This is a genomic window from Mesorhizobium argentiipisi (SeqCode) (genome assembly GCF_037179585.1).
GTDB classification, from domain to species: Bacteria; Pseudomonadota; Alphaproteobacteria; order Rhizobiales; family Rhizobiaceae; genus Mesorhizobium; species Mesorhizobium argentiipisi.
Genome location: NZ_JAPYKO010000011.1, coordinates 149,911 through 167,171, shown reverse-complemented (window position 1 = coordinate 167,171; position 17,261 = coordinate 149,911). Strand labels below are relative to the sequence as shown.

The 17,261-nt window shown below is 64.2% G+C and carries 16 protein-coding genes and 1 pseudogene; 5 read left to right on the top strand and 12 right to left on the bottom strand.

The window, feature by feature from the left end:
- The first annotated feature begins 4 nt into the window (after positions 1-4).
- Both O7A05_RS17415 and gmk read left to right on the top strand, forming a co-directional pair.
- Positions 5-895, top strand: a complete 891-nt coding sequence (locus O7A05_RS17415) for a YicC/YloC family endoribonuclease (protein ID WP_337094263.1) — start codon at positions 5-7, stop codon at positions 893-895.
- Positions 896-900: 5 nt separating this feature from the next.
- Positions 901-1,575 carry a guanylate kinase gene (gene gmk / locus O7A05_RS17410; protein ID WP_337094262.1) on the top strand — a complete coding sequence of 225 codons (675 nt, stop codon included), beginning with the start codon at positions 901-903 and terminating at the stop codon, positions 1,573-1,575.
- Between the two features lie 100 nt (positions 1,576-1,675).
- Here gmk and O7A05_RS34445 read toward each other — a convergent pair whose 3' ends face one another.
- The 8 genes from O7A05_RS34445 to lptF form a co-directional block, all read right to left on the bottom strand.
- Positions 1,676-1,888, bottom strand: coding sequence for an antitoxin PaaA2 family protein (locus O7A05_RS34445; protein WP_415927021.1), 213 nt, complete (start codon positions 1,886-1,888; stop codon positions 1,676-1,678).
- Between the two features lie 40 nt (positions 1,889-1,928).
- Positions 1,929-2,222 (bottom strand): DUF1330 domain-containing protein, encoded by a 294-nt coding sequence (locus tag O7A05_RS17400; RefSeq protein ID WP_337094261.1) that lies wholly within the window; start codon positions 2,220-2,222, stop codon positions 1,929-1,931.
- 71 nt (positions 2,223-2,293) lie between these two features.
- A complete protein-coding gene (gene rsmA, locus O7A05_RS17395) occupies positions 2,294-3,139 on the bottom strand; it encodes a 16S rRNA (adenine(1518)-N(6)/adenine(1519)-N(6))-dimethyltransferase RsmA (protein WP_337094260.1) in 846 nt (281 codons plus the stop codon).
- Positions 3,140-3,146: 7 nt separating this feature from the next.
- Complete coding sequence (gene pdxA / locus O7A05_RS17390; RefSeq protein WP_337094259.1) at positions 3,147-4,181, bottom strand: 4-hydroxythreonine-4-phosphate dehydrogenase PdxA; 1,035 nt, start codon at positions 4,179-4,181, stop codon at positions 3,147-3,149.
- A 75-nt stretch (positions 4,182-4,256) separates the two neighbouring features.
- The gene (locus O7A05_RS17385) at positions 4,257-5,180 is read right to left on the bottom strand and encodes a peptidylprolyl isomerase (RefSeq protein WP_337094258.1); all 924 of its coding nucleotides are present in this window, start codon (positions 5,178-5,180) and stop codon (positions 4,257-4,259) included.
- A gap of 223 nt (positions 5,181-5,403) precedes the next feature.
- On the bottom strand, positions 5,404-7,833 hold the full coding sequence (locus O7A05_RS17380) for an LPS-assembly protein LptD (RefSeq protein ID WP_337094257.1): 2,430 nt from the start codon (positions 7,831-7,833) through the stop codon (positions 5,404-5,406).
- Positions 7,833-8,915: an LPS export ABC transporter permease LptG gene (gene lptG / locus O7A05_RS17375; protein ID WP_337094256.1), complete on the bottom strand. Its 1,083-nt coding sequence runs from the start codon at positions 8,913-8,915 to the stop codon at positions 7,833-7,835. Before lptG ends, O7A05_RS17380 begins: the two co-directional genes overlap by 1 nt.
- A gap of 2 nt (positions 8,916-8,917) precedes the next feature.
- Positions 8,918-10,114: an LPS export ABC transporter permease LptF gene (gene lptF / locus O7A05_RS17370; protein ID WP_337094255.1), complete on the bottom strand. Its 1,197-nt coding sequence runs from the start codon at positions 10,112-10,114 to the stop codon at positions 8,918-8,920.
- 355 nt (positions 10,115-10,469) lie between these two features.
- Here lptF and O7A05_RS17365 point away from each other — a divergent pair, with 355 nt between their 5' ends.
- Positions 10,470-12,011, top strand: coding sequence for a leucyl aminopeptidase (locus tag O7A05_RS17365; protein WP_337094254.1), 1,542 nt, complete (start codon positions 10,470-10,472; stop codon positions 12,009-12,011).
- A gap of 3 nt (positions 12,012-12,014) precedes the next feature.
- On the top strand, positions 12,015-12,464 hold the full coding sequence (locus O7A05_RS17360) for a DNA polymerase III subunit chi (RefSeq protein ID WP_337094253.1): 450 nt from the start codon (positions 12,015-12,017) through the stop codon (positions 12,462-12,464).
- 7 nt (positions 12,465-12,471) lie between these two features.
- Here O7A05_RS17360 and O7A05_RS17355 read toward each other — a convergent pair whose 3' ends face one another.
- Entirely contained in the window at positions 12,472-13,122 is a 651-nt protein-coding gene (locus tag O7A05_RS17355; protein WP_337094252.1) for a YybH family protein, read from the bottom strand.
- A gap of 113 nt (positions 13,123-13,235) precedes the next feature.
- On the opposite strand from O7A05_RS17355, the pseudogene O7A05_RS17350 reads away from it, so the two are divergent.
- A pseudogene (locus O7A05_RS17350) lies at positions 13,236-14,208 on the top strand (LysR substrate-binding domain-containing protein).
- 173 nt (positions 14,209-14,381) lie between these two features.
- On the opposite strand, the gene O7A05_RS17345 reads toward O7A05_RS17350, so the two are convergent.
- The 3 genes from O7A05_RS17345 to O7A05_RS17335 all read right to left on the bottom strand — a co-directional run bounded on the left by O7A05_RS17345 (position 14,382) and on the right by O7A05_RS17335 (position 17,195).
- Positions 14,382-15,458 carry a glycosyltransferase family 2 protein gene (locus tag O7A05_RS17345; protein ID WP_337094251.1) on the bottom strand — a complete coding sequence of 359 codons (1,077 nt, stop codon included), beginning with the start codon at positions 15,456-15,458 and terminating at the stop codon, positions 14,382-14,384.
- A 5-nt stretch (positions 15,459-15,463) separates the two neighbouring features.
- Positions 15,464-16,381, bottom strand: a complete 918-nt coding sequence (locus O7A05_RS17340) for a lysylphosphatidylglycerol synthase domain-containing protein (RefSeq protein WP_337094250.1) — start codon at positions 16,379-16,381, stop codon at positions 15,464-15,466.
- 340 nt (positions 16,382-16,721) lie between these two features.
- Positions 16,722-17,195 carry a carboxymuconolactone decarboxylase family protein gene (locus O7A05_RS17335; protein WP_337094249.1) on the bottom strand — a complete coding sequence of 158 codons (474 nt, stop codon included), beginning with the start codon at positions 17,193-17,195 and terminating at the stop codon, positions 16,722-16,724.
- Positions 17,196-17,261: the final 66 nt, after the last annotated feature.

Here is a 17,261-nt window from a genome sequence, read left to right as displayed (position 1 = left end):
GGCAATGAGCCTGCAAAGCATGACCGGTTTTGCGCGGTCCGCCGCCGAGAGCGACGGCACCTCGATCGCTTGGGAGGTGAAATCGGTGAACGGCAAGAGCGCCGAGGTGAGATTGAGATTGCCACAGGGATTCGACCGCCTGGAGACGGCTGTCCGACAGACCGTTCAGAGGCGTTTCGCGCGCGGCAATTTCCAGGCGACATTGACCGTCGGCCGCGCCGCCGCAAAGCAAGCCCAGCCGGTGGTCAACGAGGCGTTCCTCAAGGACCTGGCGGGTCTGGCCAAGCGCTTGCAGGAGCAGTTCGGTACCCAGCCAGCCACCGCCGACGGCCTGCTCTCCCTGCGCGGCGTGCTCGACATTCCCGAAGCCGTCGAAACCGAGGAGGAGCGGGCAGCTCTCGACGCCGCGATCCTGTCGGCGCTCGAGGCGGCGCTTGACGGGCTGGAACAGGCGCGCCGCAGCGAGGGCGCGGCACTTGGCGCGCTGCTTGCAGGCCATATCGAGGCCATCGAGGCGCTGACATTGAAGGCCGAGGCCGATCCCTCGCGCGAGCCCGCCGCGATCCGCGAGCGCATTTCCGAGCAACTGCGTCTGTTGATGGACGCCTCGGCCAGTCTCGATGCCGTCCGGCTGCACCAGGAGGCGGCCTTTCTCGCCACCAAGGCCGACATACGCGAGGAGATCGACCGGCTGAAGACTCATGTCGCCTCGGCGCGGGTGCTGCTCAAAAGCGGCGCCGCCGTTGGCCGCAAGCTCGATTTTCTCGCGCAGGAATTCAATCGCGAATCGAATACCTTATGCTCCAAATCGAACGCCGCCGCGGTCACCGCGATCGGGCTGGAGCTTAAGGCGGTGGTCGACCAGTTTCGCGAGCAGGTTCAGAATCTGGAGTGACGGGAATGGTTGCCAAGGAGCCGACGGCCGCCAGGGACCTGGGGTCCCGCATCCGCCGCCGCGGATTGATGCTGGTGCTGTCGTCGCCGTCGGGCGCCGGCAAGTCGACGATCGCGCGCAATCTTCTGGAAAGCGATTCAAGCCTTGAGCTATCGGTCTCCGTCACCACGAGGCCGCGCCGGGGCTCGGAGATCGAGGGCGTCCACTATCACTTCCGCTCCATGCGCGAGTTCGAGCGGCTGCGCGATTCCGACGCGCTGCTCGAATGGGCGGAGGTTCACGGCAATTGCTATGCGACGCCGCGCGAGCCGGCGGAGGTGGCACTGGCCGAAGGGCGCGACATGCTCTTCGACATCGACTGGCAGGGCGCCCAGCAGCTCAAGGAGAAGATGCGCGCCGACATCGTCTCCATCTTCATCCTGCCGCCGTCGATGAAGGAATTGAAGGCGCGTCTGAAGCGCCGCGCCGAGGACCAGGAATCGGTCATTGAGACCAGGCTGAAGAACGCTCGCCTCGAGATCGAGCATTGGAAGGAATACGACTTCGTCATCGTCAACGACGATCTCGACCGCGCCTTCGCCGAGGTCCGCGCGATCGTCACGGCGGAGCGGCTTCGCCGCGACCGTCGGCCGGGGCTGTTCGATTTTATTTCGGGCTTGCTGGACGAGAGGACCGAGTGATCTTTCCTTCTCTCGTTTACGGGGAGAAGGTGGCCCGAAGGATCTCGATGAGGGGCAGCGCCGGGCTGTGGCGGTACAAAAAGCAAGGTGAACCAGACCTCTATTTGCGACCCGCTGCCGCCCGTCTCTCGGCAAAAAGCGCCTCAGCTTGATCGTCAGGAACGTCAGGGCGGCTGTCGTCGTGCGCTTGCTGCACCTTGGCGCGAAACCACACATCGTATGCTTGGTTGCGCCGAGCTTGTTCCCTGTTCAACGCCCTGCGTTCGTCGCCGCTCAATCCTTTTGCGTCGCCATCCCTCAAAATTGCGCCCATGCGCGGCGACAGCTTGAGGCCTTCGACTGCGTTCGCCGCGTCACGAACTGATCCCGTCGACCAGAATGAGGTTGCGGCTGAGCGCAACATCGCGAACCTCAAGTGCGTCCGCGTATTCGCCAGAGCGATACCAGCGCCGCGCGGTCTCGATGTCGGGAAATTCGACGACGATGAGCGGCTCGGGTTTCCAACTTCCCTCCAGTGTCTCCACCTCGCCGCCACGAACGAGATAGCGTCCGCCATGCGCGGCGATGGAAGCCGCGGCGCGAGTTCGGTAGGTTTCGAACGCCTCCCTGTCGCGGATCGTGACGTCGGAAATGACATAGACTGGCATTGCGGGCTCCGGCTGGTTTCGTCCTGCCTATCTGTGGCGTCAGGTTCTGCGTTCCAGTACGGCGCCGGCGATCAAACCGCGTTGGTCAACCTGACGAACTCCTCCACACTCAGCGTCTCCGCCCGCCGCGTCGGGTCGATGCAGGCCCGCGTCAGCAACGCCTCGCCGCCCAGGCTTTTCACGCTTTGCCTCAGCATCTTGCGGCGCTGTCCGAAGGCGGCTTCAGTGACGCGGCCGAGCTTTTTTGCGTCCGTGGGCAGGGGAGACTGCCGCGGCATCAGATGCACGACGGAGGAGGTGACCTTTGGCGGCGGCGTGAACGCCTGCGGCGGCACGTCGAAGGCGATCTTCGCCTCGGTGCGCCAGCCGGCCAGGACGCCGAGCCGGCCGTAGGCGTCGCTGCCCGGCCCCGCGGTGATGCGCTCCGCCACCTCGCGCTGAAACATCAGCGTCATGGACTGGTAGAAGGGCGGCCAGTCGGCCACAGTCAGCCAGCGGATCAGAAGCTCGGTGCCGATATTGTAGGGCAGGTTGGCGACGATCTTCACCGGCCCGCCGTTCGCCCCGCCGGCAAGCGCGGTAAAATCCGTCTTCAGCGCATCGCCGGGAATGATCTCGAGCCGGCCAGGATAATGGCTGGAGACCTCTGCCAGTGCCTCCAGGCAGCGCTCGTCGCGCTCGATGGCGATCACGCGATGCGCACCATTGAAGAGCAGTGCGCGTGTCAGTCCGCCGGGACCTGGGCCGACCTCGATCACCGTCGCCTTGCCGAGATCGCCGGCCGCGCGCGCGATCCTGCCCGTCAGGTTGAGGTCGAGCAGAAAATTCTGCCCGAGCGCCTTCTTGGCCTGCAGGCCGTGCCGCTCGATAACTTCGCGCAGCGGCGGCAACCCGTCGATCGTGGTGCGCCCGTTCAATTGAGCCTCATGCGGCGGCGACCCGCCGTCCGCTGTCGGCCAGCCGGCGCGCCAGCCTCAGCGCGGCGATCAGGCTGTCGGGGCGCGCTATGCCTTTGCCGGCGATGTCAAAAGCGGTGCCGTGATCGGGCGAGGTTCGGATGAAGGGCAGACCAAGCGTCACGTTCACCGCCTCGTCGAAGGCTAAGGTCTTGGCCGGGATCAGCGCCTGGTCGTGATACATGCAGAGCGCCGCGTCATAGGAGGCGCGCGCACGCGGATGAAACATTGTGTCCGCCGGCAGCGGCCCGACCGCGTCGATGCCTTCCGCTTTCAACATCTCGACCGCCGGGGCGACAATCGCCGCATCCTCGGAGCCCATCGCGCCGCCTTCGCCGGCATGCGGGTTGAGCCCGGCGATCGCGAGCCTCGGCCGGGCGATGCCGAAACGGCTCTTAAGATCGGCGGCGGTGATGCGCGCGGTGGTGACGATCAGCTCCGTCGTGAGCACCTTCGGCACGTCGGCCAAAGCGATGTGGATGGTCACCGGAACGGTCCGCAGATCCGGTCCGGCCAGCAGCATCACCGGCGTCACGTCCCTGCCGGTGTGCCGCGAGGCCAGATGCGCCAGATATTCGGTGTGGCCGGGAAAGCCAAACCCGGCATCATAGAGCGGCTTCTTGGCGATCGGGCAAGTGACCATCGCCGCGGCGCGGCCGGCGAGGCAGTCCGCGACGGCGCGGTCGATAGCTTCGATCGTGCCGGCGGCATTGGCCGGGTCCGGCTCTCCCGCGCTGTCGAAATGGCGCGCATCGAGCGGTACGACGGGGAGGGCCCGGGCAAAGTGATGCGCTGCCTGCCCCGGCAGCGTCTCGGCAATCGTGACATTCGCACCGACCAGCTGCGCGCGGGCTTCGATCAAAGCGGGGTCGGCAATGAGATAGAAGGGCGGCACGCCGGCGCTGTCGCCCGCCTGCCAGGCGGCAATGGCGATCTCGGGCCCGATGCCGGAGGGGTCGCCAACGCTGAGCGCAAGCGGGGCATCGGTCCTCTGTCCGCTCATGCGAACGCGCGGATCGGACGGCTGACGCATCGGCGGAAGGTGAACTTGTTGCGGTGTCGAGACACGCTCGTCGCTCTAGCGTTCGACGATCTTGGCCTTCTGGCGCAGCTCGGCGACATATTTCTTGCTGAGCTCGTCGGCGTCCTTGTCGTTGCTGCCCTCGGCCTGGAACACCATTTGCGCGGCCTTGTCGTCGGAGACCTCGCGCGAGGAGCAGATACCGATGAACTCGACGCCGCGTTCGGTCTCGCGCGTCGGCGTCGCGCCGCCGACCTTGGTCGCCTTGATCTGCTCGGCCCAGTCGGAAGGCAATTGCGGCGCCAGCACGCGGCCGAGGTCGCGCACGGTGACATCGAGCAGGCCCTTGGCGAACTCGCGCGTGGTGTTGCAGCCGCTGAAGCGGGCGCGCATGGCATCGGCCTCGCGCTTGCGTTTGGCGAGCGTGGCGGAGCGCTCCGAAGCCGGTACCACGAAGATCACCTGCTGCAGCATGTATTCCGTCGCGGTCGGCTTGGCGCCGCCCTTGTCGAGCATGCGCCGCACGGCGTCCTGCTCGGTCACCGATCCGCCTTCGCCGGAGCGGTAGCGCGCGCTGAGCGCCTGGTTCCAGGCCATCTGGGCACGGATGAATTCCTTGAAGTGTTCCTTGGTAACGCCCGATTGCGCCATGATCGCATCGAGCTTCGCCAGCGGCATCTTGTTGCCCGATGCGAAGCGCTGGTAGGCAGCGTCGACCTGCTGATCGGAGATGCGGATACCGAGGCGCTTGGCCTCGGCCAGCCGCAGCGTCTGGTCGATCATCTCCTCCTTGGCATCACCTTTCTTATGCTGCAGCTTGAAGAAGGCGGCGCGGTGCGCGATGTCGCCGGAGGTGATCGGGATGCCGTTGACGACATACTTGATCTCCGAGGCGAAAGCAGGTTGCACGACAGCCGTGACCGAAACCGAAGCGGCCGCCACCAGAAGCGCGAATCCCGCTGAAAACAGGTATTTCCTCATCTTACCTTCCAATTTTCCCCGCAACGAAAGGCGCTGCGCGTCCTCCGAACGCCTGCGCGATGCACTTGACCCCATGCCTATCTTATGCGGCGAAACGATGTCGCCGGTGCATGGCGCCGATAATCAGCCCCATTTTCGAAGGAACACGCTCCAAATCAAGACCAAAGCCCCCATCAGCGCCCCAGCCGACGCACGGCTCGGAGGCCGGGCGCCTGCCGCTTGGTCACTGGATGGTATCGACCGCGCTTGTTGACGAACCGAACTCGCCGAGCGTGCGGAACGACAGGTTGAAACCGATGTTCTGCGACACTTCCTTCGTGACGGTGTCGCGCGTCTGCGAATACGTCATGATGTAGGTGAAGCAGGAATCGTTATAGGCGAAGCCGACGCCGTCCTTGACCAGCACATTTGTCTCCAGGTCGTAGGTGCCGGTGCCGAACAGCCGCCAGTTCTGCGCCAGATGCGTCGAGGCGCCGAGCGTGACCTCATGGCGGTCGGTGGCGAAGCCATAGAGCGGCTGCGCCTCGATGAAGGCATATTTGGCGCTGAGCGATATCGGCAGGCCGGAATAGGCGGCCTTCACTTCGGCGCGCCTGACCTCCCAGGTCTGCTCGTCGAAACGCCCGCTCAGCGAGCCGGAGAAACCGCTCGGACTGTTGAAGCCGACAAGGCCGACATAATCCGAAGTCCGCTTATCGAGGCCGGACTCGGCCCCGGCATTCACGAGATCGGGTGCGGCAAAGGAGTTTTCGCCGGCGAGCTGGTATGACTGGCCGAAGATGGCGTTCGTGGCCCAGCCATTGTCATAGGCACCCGAGTACCGAAAGCCGACATTGGCGCGCGTGCCGCCTTCGATCCGGTCATAACCGGAGAATTTATCCCGCTCGAACAGCGTCGTAGCGTCGAAGACGAAGCTCTGCGCGTCTTCGTTGGGGACGGCCAATCCGCCGACATACTGCTCGTTCGGACGCACGAAGACCTGCGCCGTTGGCTCCAGGACATGGCTGGAGCTCGCCATCGAGAACAGCAGCGGCCACCGCGCCTCGAGGCCGAGAGTGGCCATGTAGCGGGCCAGCGAGGAACGCATGTCGACGTCTTCGCCGAGATTCGTCCCCATCTGGTTGACGGCGGCGAGCGAAGCCGAATTGGCGTTGACATAACCGGCGTCGCCGCGAAACGCCAGCAACGGCGTCAGTTGCAGGCCGCCATCCGTGGTGAAGGTGCGCTTCCACTCGGCTTCCGCGCTCAGCCGGCTCGACTCGCCTTCGATGCCTCGCACATTGTTGATGGAAGTAGCGACAGCGGGATCTACGAGCACGGCGTCCAGCCGATTGCGGCTGATGACGCGCATATTGACGTTGAACGACAACTGGCCGCCCGCCACCGACGTGTCGGGAATATAGGCATAGTCGAGCGACGGCAGCACCCAGGGCTGCTTGGCGGAGCGCGCCGTTGGATCGCTGGAAAGCGTGTCTTCCTGCACCTCGAAGCGCATGGCGCGCACGTCGAAATAATTACGGTCGCTCAAGCCCGTCAGATAGATCGACGACTGGTGGACGAGATCGCTATAGCCTTCGATGTTGTAGGTGCGCGAAAAATTCTTGTCGGTCTGCAGCAGCACGTCCCAGCCGAAATCCCAGCGCTCGTTGATGGCGAACTGGCCCTTGGTGCCCATCATGCCGCGGAACTTGTTAGGGTCGCCTACGGGGCCGGAATTAACCGTATGGCCTTGGTTAATATCGAGGGTATTCCTGTTGATAAACGCGTCGGGATCCTGCTGATTGATGCCGGCGATCTTCAGCGTGTACTGGCCGTTGTTGAAGCGCTGGCGCCACTCGGCCTCGCCGAGGAAACCCTGCTTGGTATAGCCGCTGCCGGTGACGGTCAGGTCATAGGTCGGAGACAGGGCGAAATAATAGGGGACTTTGACGCCGACGCCGAGATGGTTGTTGTAGACGATGCCGGGGATCAGGAAGCCGCTTTTGCGCTTCACCGTCGGGTCGGCGATCTCGAAGGCCGGCAGGTAGGCTAGCGGGAAGCCGAAGAATTCGAAATTCGAGTTCTCGAAGCGGACCGTCTTCTTCTCGCCATTCCAGATGATCTTTCGCGCCTTGACGCGCCAGGTCGGCGCTTTGTCCGGCTTGTCCTCGCAAGGTTCGCAGGCGGTGTAGACGCCGTTGTGGAAGGTGGTGAGCACGCCGCCCATGCGCTCGGCGCTCTCGGCGGCGAAATAAGCCTTGTCGATCGTCTCGACGCGCAGCGCGTTGAGAAAACCGTCGGCGAAATCGTCGGTGATGTCGATATGGTCGGAATTGACCTTGGTGCCGTCGCTGTTGATCAGCTCGACGGCACCGCTGGCGACGAGGCGCTTGGTGTCGCGATTATAGACCACACGTTGGGCGACCAGCTTGTTGCCGCCATAGTCGATCTGCACGCCGCCGACGGCCGTCACCGTGTGCTTGTCATTGTCATAGACAAGCGTATCGGCGGCCAGCAGCATCTGCGTGCCGGAGGGGATGGGCTTGGCAGTAATCTGCTGCGCCAGGGCGGGTGCCGTCGGCACCGCACAAGCGAACAGGCATGCCAAAGCGGTCGCCCCATAGAGGCGTGCCAAACCGGCCTGCCTATGGCTGCGCAAAACCGCCTCCCTCACTAGCCGTCTTCCTTGTATAGCAGAAACGTCACCCCAAAGAACATAGCCACGACAACCGGAACCCATGCAGCCACCACCGTAGGCACGAATCCGGCTACACCGAATGCCTTAACCAGTACCGAAACGACATAAAGCAGAAAGCCGGCCACGACGCCACCCAGAATCATCGTTGCCGACTGCCCCATTCGCGCAAATCGCATTGAAACCGTTGCAGCAATCAGCGTCATGGCGACCAGAAGAAACGGCAACGCCACCAGCGAATCAAATTGCATGGCGAAGGCGTTTGCCTTGAGCCCGAAGGAGCGGGCAACCTCGATCTTGCGCGGCAGCTCGTAGAAGGGGATGGTTTCCGGGCGCGCCAGGCGCTCCTGTACGAATTCCGGCTTGAGATTGGTCGGCACCTTGTCCGACGCCAGCGCCTGGATATTGCCCCCCTTGAAGACCTTGACGTCCTGCAATTCCCAGTAACCGTCGCGCAGGAAGGCCTTGGCGGCATCCTTGCGCTCCGCAATGTCGCCCTGCGGGCCGAGGATGAAAAACACCGCATCCGCCATCTCCAGCCCCTGGTTGAGGATGGCGCGGGCACCGATGATGGTGTCGCCCGATTCGGTCTTTTGCCTGAGCCACGGCGTGACGTTGGTCGTGACCGCGTTCGACTTGCCGGCCCTGAGGTCGTTCTCCATCTGCTCGGACCAGGAAAAGCCATGCGCGGCGATCGGGTTGATGATGGCGACCGACAGCACGCCGAACATCAGCGCGCCGACGCAGCAGGGGAACAGGAACTGCCAGGCCGAAACGCCTGCCGAACGCGCGATGACCAGCTCATAGCGGCGGTTGAGCGACACCAGCGTCGCCATCGCCGAGAACAGCCCGACGAACGGCACCGTCTGCAGCATGATCATCGGCATCCTGAGCGCCGAAATGGCGAAGGCTATGCCGTAGGTGAAGCCGGGCAGCCCGGTCGTGCGCCCGGACAGCTCGGTAAAGTCGATCAGGAACACCAGCGCCAGCAGGCCCAGGAAGAACCAGAACGTGATCGAGACGTAGCGGAAGAAGAAGTAGCGGCCCAGCGTCCAGCCCATGGTCAGGCTCCCTGGCCCGAAGTGCGCCGGGCGAGCCAGAGCTTGAATGTCGTCCAGTTTTCGCCGGCGCGCTTGGCAAGGCCCGTCAGCCAGTCGGCCCAGCTGACCGGCAATTCCATAGTGCGGGACGAGACGATGAACCAGATCGAAACCGCGGAAGCGATAAGTGGTATGCCGTAGAGCAGGTAGACATAGTACCAGAGCTTGTCGGCTTTACCGGCGGCGAAGAAGCCCAGCCATCGCACGAAAAGCGCGATCGCGATTGCCGTGATCAGCGGATTGATGCGTGCTTCGCGATGCGAGCGCGCGTCGCCCGCCACCGCAAGCGCGATCAGCGCGAACACCAGCGAATAGGACCATTCGGCGAAGCGCTCGTTGAGCTCCGCACGGTAGCTGCCCGGTTCGCGCTGGAACATCTTGTCGTTGGGATCCGGGTTGAGCAGATACGCGGTCGTGCGGTCCTTCGGCAAAAGCGTGATGTCGTTCGCCGCCGACATGAAGGCCGACATGTCGAAGGCGTAAGAGGTGAAGCGGATGACGGAAAGGTCGCCGGTCGCCGATTTGCGGTTGATGACACCGTCATTCATCATCAGCACCTTCTCGTCGCCTTTTTCGACGATGCTGCCGGTCTTGGCGTAGTAGGTGAGGCTGGCGCCTTCCTCGCGCGAATCGGCGACGAAGATGCCGCCCAGCCGGTTGCCGGGAAGCCGTTCGCCGACCTGCAGGTAGAGGCCATCGTCGATCTTGCGGAACGTGCCTTCCTGGATGATCAGCGACACGAGGTCGGCGCGCGAAGCCGCCACCAGCTGGCGGTTCTTCTGCCTGGCGTAGGGGTCGATCGCGTTGTCGACGATGAAGGAGAATGCGCAAGCAAAAGCCGCGAGCAGCAGGATCGGCCGCGCGATCGTCCAGCGCGAGGCGCCCGCGGCGCTGAGCACGGCCAGCTCCGAATCGGTGTTCATGGCGCTCAGCGTCTGCGCCACCGCCACCACCAGGGCGAACGGCACCACGATCGGGATGATGGAGGGGATGATGAGCGCCGCGACCTCGAAGAAGGTCAGCGCCGATTGGCCATTGTCGGTGACGAGGTCGATCTTGGCCAGCACCTGCGTCGTCCAAACGATCGCCAGCGTCCAGGCCAGCGCGGCGAGGAACATCGTCAGCGCCCGGCGCATGATGTAGCGTTCAACGACCTTCATGAAGGCTTTTCTCGATTTTGCCGAACGGCATCATGCCCGCCGACAAAGTAGTGATCCAGCGACGCGCACACAACTGGGTCATAGGCGGCTCGCTCCGGATTGTCGCCCCACGCCGCGTGCCCCGGCGCGGCGGAGTCTCCGCGCCAATGGATAAGAAATGCAGAACATCGATGGCTAACAGCAGGTTACGGCAGCAACCTAACGCCGTGCCGAGGCGAATCCTTTGTCTATTGTGGCCCTGATATAGACAGCGATTTCGGCCAAGTCTTGCCAAATGGCTGAAAACGACCAAATGTCGCGCACGCTTGCCAAACCTTCGCCGACACCCCACGGCTATCCCCGAAAGCAGGACCTGATGACGCCGAGACCCTCCATTTCCTTTGCCAAATTCGCCGCGCCGAAAAAGGGCAGCGTTTTCCTGTTCGCCGCCGACGGCGGCGGGCTCGGCGAGGCGGCGAAGGCCTGCGATCCGGCCGGCGCGCTTACGCGTGCCTTTCCGGTCGCGGATTTTTCCGGCAAGTTCGTTAGCTCGGTCGAGGTGCTGGCGCCGGAAGGAACATCTGTCGACCGGCTCGTGGCGATCGGCGCCGGCAACGTCTCAAACCTCGACGACAATGCCTGGCTGAAGCTCGGCGGCGTCGTTGCAAGTTCGCTGCGCAAGGCAACCGAGGTGGCCATTGTCCTCGATCTACCCGATCTGCAGCCCGATGGTCGCCAGGCGGCCGGCCTTGCCGCCGGCATCCTGCTGCGCAGCTATTCCTTCGATAAATACAAGACCAGGAAGGACAAGGAAGACGGGCAAACTGATACCAAGGGGGCCGATGCAAAGGGGGCTGCTACCAAGAAGGCCGGGGCGGCAAAGCCGGCCAAGATAACCATCCATTGCGCCGACCCCGCGGCCGCGAAGAAGGCCTTCGCCGGCGAGGAAGCGGTGGTGGACGGCGTTCTGCTTGCGCGCGAGCTCGTCAACGAACCGGCCAATGCGCTGGGGCCGGTCGAATTCGCCGAGCGCGTCAAGGCGCTGGAGCAGCTCGGCGTCGAGGTCGAGATCCTGGCTGAAAAAGAGATGAAGAAGCTCGGCATGGGCTCGCTGCTCGGCGTCGCCCAGGGCTCGCCGCGCGGCGCGCGCATCGCGGTGATGCGCTGGAACGGCGGCAAGGCCAAGGACGCGCCGCTTGCCTTCATCGGCAAGGGCGTCACCTTCGACACTGGCGGCAATTCGATGAAGCCGGCCTCGGGCATGGAAGACATGAAAGGCGACATGGGCGGAGCGGCCGCCGTCACCGGGCTGATGCACGCGCTCGCCGCGCGCAAGGCCAAGGCCAATGTCGTCGGCGTCATCGGCCTCGTCGAGAACGCCGTCGACGGTCATGCCCAGCGCCCCGGCGATATCGTCACCTCGATGTCGGGTCAGACGATCGAAGTGTTGAACACCGACGCCGAAGGCCGCCTCGTTCTGGCCGACGCGCTCTGGTATGCCAACGACCGTTTCAAGCCGAAATTCATGATCAACCTGGCGACGCTGACCGGCGCCATCATGGTAGCGCTCGGCCAGCACTATGCCGGCCTGTTCTCCAACAATGACGAGCTCGCCGGCCGGCTGTTCGGCGCAGGTCAAGCCAGCCAGGAGCGGGTCTGGCGCATGCCGCTCGGTCCCGAATACGACAAGCTGATCGATTCCAAGAACGCCGACATGAAGAATATCGGCGGCCGATATGGCGGCGCCATCATCGCTGCGCAGTTTCTGCAGCGCTTCGTCAAGGACACGCCCTGGGCGCATCTCGACATCGCCGGTACCGCGATGGGCGCGCCGTCCAGTGAGATCAACCAGTCCTGGGGCTCGGGTTTCGGCGTGAGGCTGCTCGATAGGCTGGTGCGCGATCACTATGAAGGGTAGGGGATGGCCGACATCCTGTTTTACCATTTGACCGAATCGACCCTGGAGGAGGCTCTGCCCGGCCTGCTCGAGCGCAGCCTCGATCGTGGCTGGCGCGCGGTGGTGCAGACCGGCACGGAGGAGCGGCGCGACGCGCTCGACCAGCATCTGTGGACTTTCCGCGACGATTCTTTCCTGGCGCATGCCACCGACCGCGAGGCCTATCCGGCCGAACAGCCGATCCTGCTCACCACGGGCGAAGGCAACCAGAACGCAGCGCAGATCCGTTTCCTCGTCGACGGCGCCAGCCCGCCCGAGCTATCGGGATATGAGCGCGCCGTCTTCCTGTTCGATGGCCATGACGCGGCACAGCTCCAAGCCGCCCGCGGCCATTGGAAGACGATGAAGGAAGCCGGCCACGCCGTGACCTACTGGCAGCAGACGCCGGACCGGCGCTGGGAGCGCAAGGCTTAGCATCTCTTCACCATCGGTCCGGCGCCCAGACTTCCGCCGCCCGCCGAACCGAAGCGTCTTTGCTGCCGTCAGCCCTTTGCCAGCACTGACAGCTGCTCCAGGCTGATCTTCTGGACGGCGGGTCGGCGTGCCGGTGTGCCAGCAGCCAGTCGCCGTCTTCGCGGCGGAAAACCAGCGTCACCCTGAGCGGCCATTCCTGCTCCAGACCACCGACCTTGCCATGCCCCCACTCGATCACCGCGAGTACTGCCATGTCGCCCGATGCGTAAGCTTGCACCAGTTCCATCCTTACCCCGCCGTCCTGGAAGTAGCTGGCGAGTTCGGCCAGATGCTTGGAGCTTCTGTCGAAACCTCTTGAGAACGGACCGCCGAAGGGCTGCATCAAGGTGAAGTCGGGCGCGATCTCGATCAGGTTGAGATAGGCTTTCATGTCGCCACGCATGAAGGCCGAACTGGGCGCCTCCGCCCTTGCCAGAAGCTTCTTCAGAGCCGCGTCGTCTATGGCCGCCTGCGGCGCGGCTTTGCTTGCGGCAGCTTGCATCGCCAGCGGCAGGGCGAGCGGCGCCGCCAGCGCCAGCCGCCTGGAAATTGTCTTGCTCCGAACTTTCGGCTTGAGCGGCGCGCCGGCCTTGCCGGTCGTGTTTATGGATTTGGACATAGAGAAATCTCCTCGAAAAACTTGGCAATCAAGCCAGACGGACTTCGCATCCGACCGATGCCGGAAGGATCTCACTTCAACCGAGATGAATTCAGTGATATGATTTCAGCAATATGCTGCACGAAATTGATCTATCTCGCGTCGACCTCAACCTGCTGGTCCTGTTCGAGACCGTTATGGAGGAGCGCCATGTCAGCCGCTCCGCGTCGCGGCTGAATCTGTCGCCGTCGGCGGTCAGCCATGGCCTCGGCCGGCTGCGCGGCCTGCTCGGCGACCCGCTGTTCCTGCGCACGCCAAGGGGCGTTGTGCCGACCAACCGCGCGCTGGAGCTCGCCGCGCCCGTCGGCGAAATTCTGGCGCGCGTGAGAAACGTCGTCGCCAGCGCTGAGCCCTTCGATCCAAGCCGCTCCAGCCGCCGCTTCGTCATCGGTGCGCCCGACGGCGCCTCCGCGGTCCTCCTGCCGCCGCTGCTCGAAGTCCTGCATCGAAGCGCCCCGGGCATCGACATCGGCATCCGCCAGTTGCTGCCGAGACAAGGCGAGACCTCGCCATTGCCCGCCTGGAGCGATGTCATCGCCGAGCTTGAGGCAAGGGTCATGGATGTGGCGGTCATCCCGGTCGCCGATGCGCCCGAGCGCTTTCTTCGACGCACGCTCTATGAAGAGGATTTTCGTCATCGCCATGCGCGCCGGACACCGGTTTTTGCAGGACACTGGCATCGAGGCATACTGCGCCATGGATCACCTCGTGGTATCGCAGACAGGCGATGCGCAGGGCTTCGTCGATACCGCGCTTGCCGCGCATGGCCGGTCGCGGCGCATCGCGCTCACCGTTCCCAATTTCATGTTCGCGCTTGCCGTGCTGGCCGAAACGGACTTCGTCTCGGCACTGCCGCGTCGTTTCGTGGGCATGCATGGGTGCCGCTTCGGCGTCAGCGCCGTCGACGCCCCTGTGACGTTGCCGCGCTTTCAGATCACCGCCTTGGTGCCGAAGGTCGCGATGATGGACGCAGGTATCGCCTGGCTCGTCGAACGGTTGGAGCAGGCGGGACTGGCGGTTCGGCCAGCCAGCCCTGCCGCCGATTGATCGACTCCGGAGTCGCAAGTGCCGCCCTTTTTGCGCTAGACAGGGCCAAGCTCATGCGGCGGGGGAAGAATGCGGATCAGGATTGTCGGAACCGGCAGGACGGTACCGGCTGAGCGGGTTACCACACGGACGTGATTGGCAACGCGGCTGCTGTCGACGCCCGGTTGGCCGGCTCATTTCCGGCGTCGCTTCGCCTTTTCGGTCCCCGGCTTGCTCGGCCAATGCCAGCCGTCGCCCTCGCTATGCGCGGGCTGCGGCCGCGCCACATAGGCGAGCGCGCCGTTGGCCTCCAGATAGACGCGCGACAGCATCTCGGCGAGCACGCCTGACGTCACCGCCTGCAGCCCGGCGATCACCAGGAAGAAGCCGGTGATCAGCATCGGCCTAGTGCCGATATCCTGCCCCCAGAAAACCTTGATCGCAAAGAGGTAGGCAAGGATCAGCGAGCCGAGCACGCCGAGCACGATACCGATGCCGCCGAAGAAATGGCCGGGCCGCGTGCGGTAGCGCAGGAAGAAGAACATGAAGACGAGGTCCAGCACCACGCGGAAAGTGCGCGAGATGCCGTATTTCGACTGGCCGTGGATGCGCGCGTGATGCGTCACCACCTCCTCGGCGATGCGGCGAGGCGTCGTCACTGTCGCGAGCCACGCTGGGATGAAGCGGTGCATTTCGCCATAGAGCCGCACGCTGCGGATGACGCTGCCACGGAACACCTTCAGGCTGCAGCCATAGTCCTTGAGCTTAACACCGGTGACGCGGGCGATCAGCCTGTTGGCGATGCGCGAGGGCAGGCGACGCATCCAGAACCCTTCCTTGCGGTCCTTGCGCCAGCCGGCGACGAGGTCGAGATCCTCGGTCAGCAGGCGATAGACCATGCGCGGGATGTCGAACGGATCGTTCTGCAGATCGCCGTCGAGCGTCGCGATGACGTCGCCGCGCGCGGCGTCGAGGCCGGCCTGCATGGCGGCGGTCTGCTTGTAGTTGCGCACCAGTTCCACGCCATGCACATGCGGCCCGTACTGAGCCGCGAGCCGGTGGATCTCGGCGGGCGTGGCATCCGTGCTGCCGTCGTCGACCAGCACCGCTTCCCAGGGCTGGCTGTAGCTCTCCATCGCCTGGTGGATGCGGACAAGCAGCGGCTCGACATTGTCGGCCTCGTTGTACATCGGGATGACGATGGAGAGCTTGTGCTCGGGCATGACCGCGCCCTCGGGCAATCCGGAAGCCGGAATGGGAAGCACATTCATGGCGGTCATTTCCTTGCCGGTCCCGCCGCCGGGGTTTCCGGCAGCCTCGATTTCGAGGGAAACAGCCAGGCGATCGCACCGGTTGCAACCGCCGAGCACAGGATGAAGAGATGCAGCGCAAGCGCCGCCTGCAGGCCGTCCTTGATGGCGATGCCGGAATAGAGCAGCGCCGCCGCCGCACCCGCCTCGTAGGTGCCGAAGCCGGCGACGCCCTGCACCGGCAGGATCGCGGCTGCCTCCGCGCCGACGGCACCCGGAAAGGCGGTCTGGAACGAGGTGTTGAGCAGCATGGCGAGCAGCCAGCCCTGCACGCCGAGCTTCAGCGCCCAGTTGGCGATCGTCCACCACCAGCCGTAGCGCGAGCGCCCCGTTGCCTCGGTGAAGATGTCGCGCAATTTGCCGAGTTTCGAGACTATCCTGCCGCCCGCCGTCCAGTTGTGAGGCGCGCGCGCCCAGCGCGGTAGGTACCATGCGGCGGCGATCGGTACCGCGATGCCGGCGGCCCTCAGCGCCGGATGCAGGCCCGGCCAGACGAGGCAGGCCAGCACGCCGACGACGAAGGCGTCCTGCAGCCTGAACCACAGCAGCGAAGCGCTGGCGCGCACGATCGATACGCCGAACACCTGGCGCAAAAGGATCGGGAAGGCCGTCTCGCCGCCGCGGAACGGCACGATGTTGATCATCGCATTGTGGATCAGGATGATGCGCAGCGTGGCGCCGAAGCGGCCGTTCACATCGTCGCGGAATTCGTCGCAGACGCGCAGCGCCCTGAGCACATAGGTGACGAACAGCGCCGCCGCGACCGCCACAAAGGCGCCGGGCGTAATGGAGGCGAAGGCATCGCCGACCATCTTCCAGCGCTGGTCGCTGGCAAGCCATGCCAGCAACGCCAGAGTGACGATTATCGATATCGCTCGCTTCAAACAGGTCTCCAACGGGCCGCCCGGTCGGGCGGAAGCGCCATCCGAAGGCCAGCAAAGGGGGCAACTCCCGAATGCCGGCCCGGCCGGCGCCGGTCCGATATCGGATCCGCACCGGCTTTTTCAAGGCGCTGTTCCTATAGAGCAATTCCAGGAAAAGTGTGAGCGGTTTTCCGTCCGGAATTGCGTCAAAACAAATAGATAGAGCGGTTCGCCGTTTCCGTGAAACGGTGAAACGCTCTGGCGCAGCGGCGGCGGCGAATCCACAAGCTTGGTTGGAGCAGCGATCGGGGCGGCGAAAAAGCGGGCGGACGTCGCGCCGCCCGCTTTGCCGGGATAAGCTTTATTCTCCGCTCATCTCTTTCTTGAACTGGTCGAAATCGACCTGCATGCCGTTGAAGATGGTGCTCCAGTGGCGCGTCAGCGCCGCCATGGCGACGGCTTCCTGGATCTCCTCGTTGGTCGCGCCGGCGTGTTTGGCGTTCTGGGTGTCCGACCAGATGCAGTAGCTGCACGGGATCTGAGCCGCGACCGCCAGCGAGATCAGCGACTTCTCCTTCGGCGTCAGCGCCGTCTTGTCGCTGAGCTCGATGGCCTTGACCTCGGCCCAGGCGCCGGGCAGACCGGCTTTCGGGAACTGTTTGATGAAGCTCGGCACGCCGCCCATCGTCGACTGGATGTCCTTGACGGCGGCGTCATAGTCATCGGCCCGGGCGGGCGTGGACCCAAGCACGGCGGCAAACACGCCCGCGGCGGCGATGAGCGAGGCGGAACGAAGGCAGAAATGCACGGTTGGAACGATGCGAATGACTGACATGATGTTCTCCTCTGGTTTTTGTTAGCCTTACGATGTAAGGTATGTGGAAGATGAACCTTACAGTGT

Bases quoted from the DNA above. Each gene is read 5' to 3' on its own strand.
- O7A05_RS17355 (WP_337094252.1), bottom strand. From the start codon at position 13,122: ATGTCCAAATCCATAAACACGACCGGCAAGGCCGGCGCGCCGCTCAAG.
- O7A05_RS17385 (WP_337094258.1), bottom strand. From the start codon at position 5,180: ATGAGGAAATACCTGTTTTCAGCGGGATTCGCGCTTCTGGTGGCGGCC.
- lptF (WP_337094255.1), bottom strand. From the start codon at position 10,114: ATGAAGGTCGTTGAACGCTACATCATGCGCCGGGCGCTGACGATGTTC.
- gmk (WP_337094262.1), top strand. From the start codon at position 901: ATGGTTGCCAAGGAGCCGACGGCCGCCAGGGACCTGGGGTCCCGCATC.
- O7A05_RS17400 (WP_337094261.1), bottom strand. From the start codon at position 2,222: ATGCCAGTCTATGTCATTTCCGACGTCACGATCCGCGACAGGGAGGCG.
- O7A05_RS17360 (WP_337094253.1), top strand. From the start codon at position 12,015: ATGGCCGACATCCTGTTTTACCATTTGACCGAATCGACCCTGGAGGAG.
- O7A05_RS17335 (WP_337094249.1), bottom strand. From the start codon at position 17,195: ATGTCAGTCATTCGCATCGTTCCAACCGTGCATTTCTGCCTTCGTTCC.
- O7A05_RS34445 (WP_415927021.1), bottom strand. From the start codon at position 1,888: ATGGGCGCAATTTTGAGGGATGGCGACGCAAAAGGATTGAGCGGCGAC.
- lptG (WP_337094256.1), bottom strand. From the start codon at position 8,915: ATGGGCTGGACGCTGGGCCGCTACTTCTTCTTCCGCTACGTCTCGATC.
- O7A05_RS17415 (WP_337094263.1), top strand. From the start codon at position 5: ATGAGCCTGCAAAGCATGACCGGTTTTGCGCGGTCCGCCGCCGAGAGC.
- O7A05_RS17365 (WP_337094254.1), top strand. From the start codon at position 10,470: ATGACGCCGAGACCCTCCATTTCCTTTGCCAAATTCGCCGCGCCGAAA.
- O7A05_RS17345 (WP_337094251.1), bottom strand. From the start codon at position 15,458: ATGAATGTGCTTCCCATTCCGGCTTCCGGATTGCCCGAGGGCGCGGTC.
- pdxA (WP_337094259.1), bottom strand. From the start codon at position 4,181: ATGAGCGGACAGAGGACCGATGCCCCGCTTGCGCTCAGCGTTGGCGAC.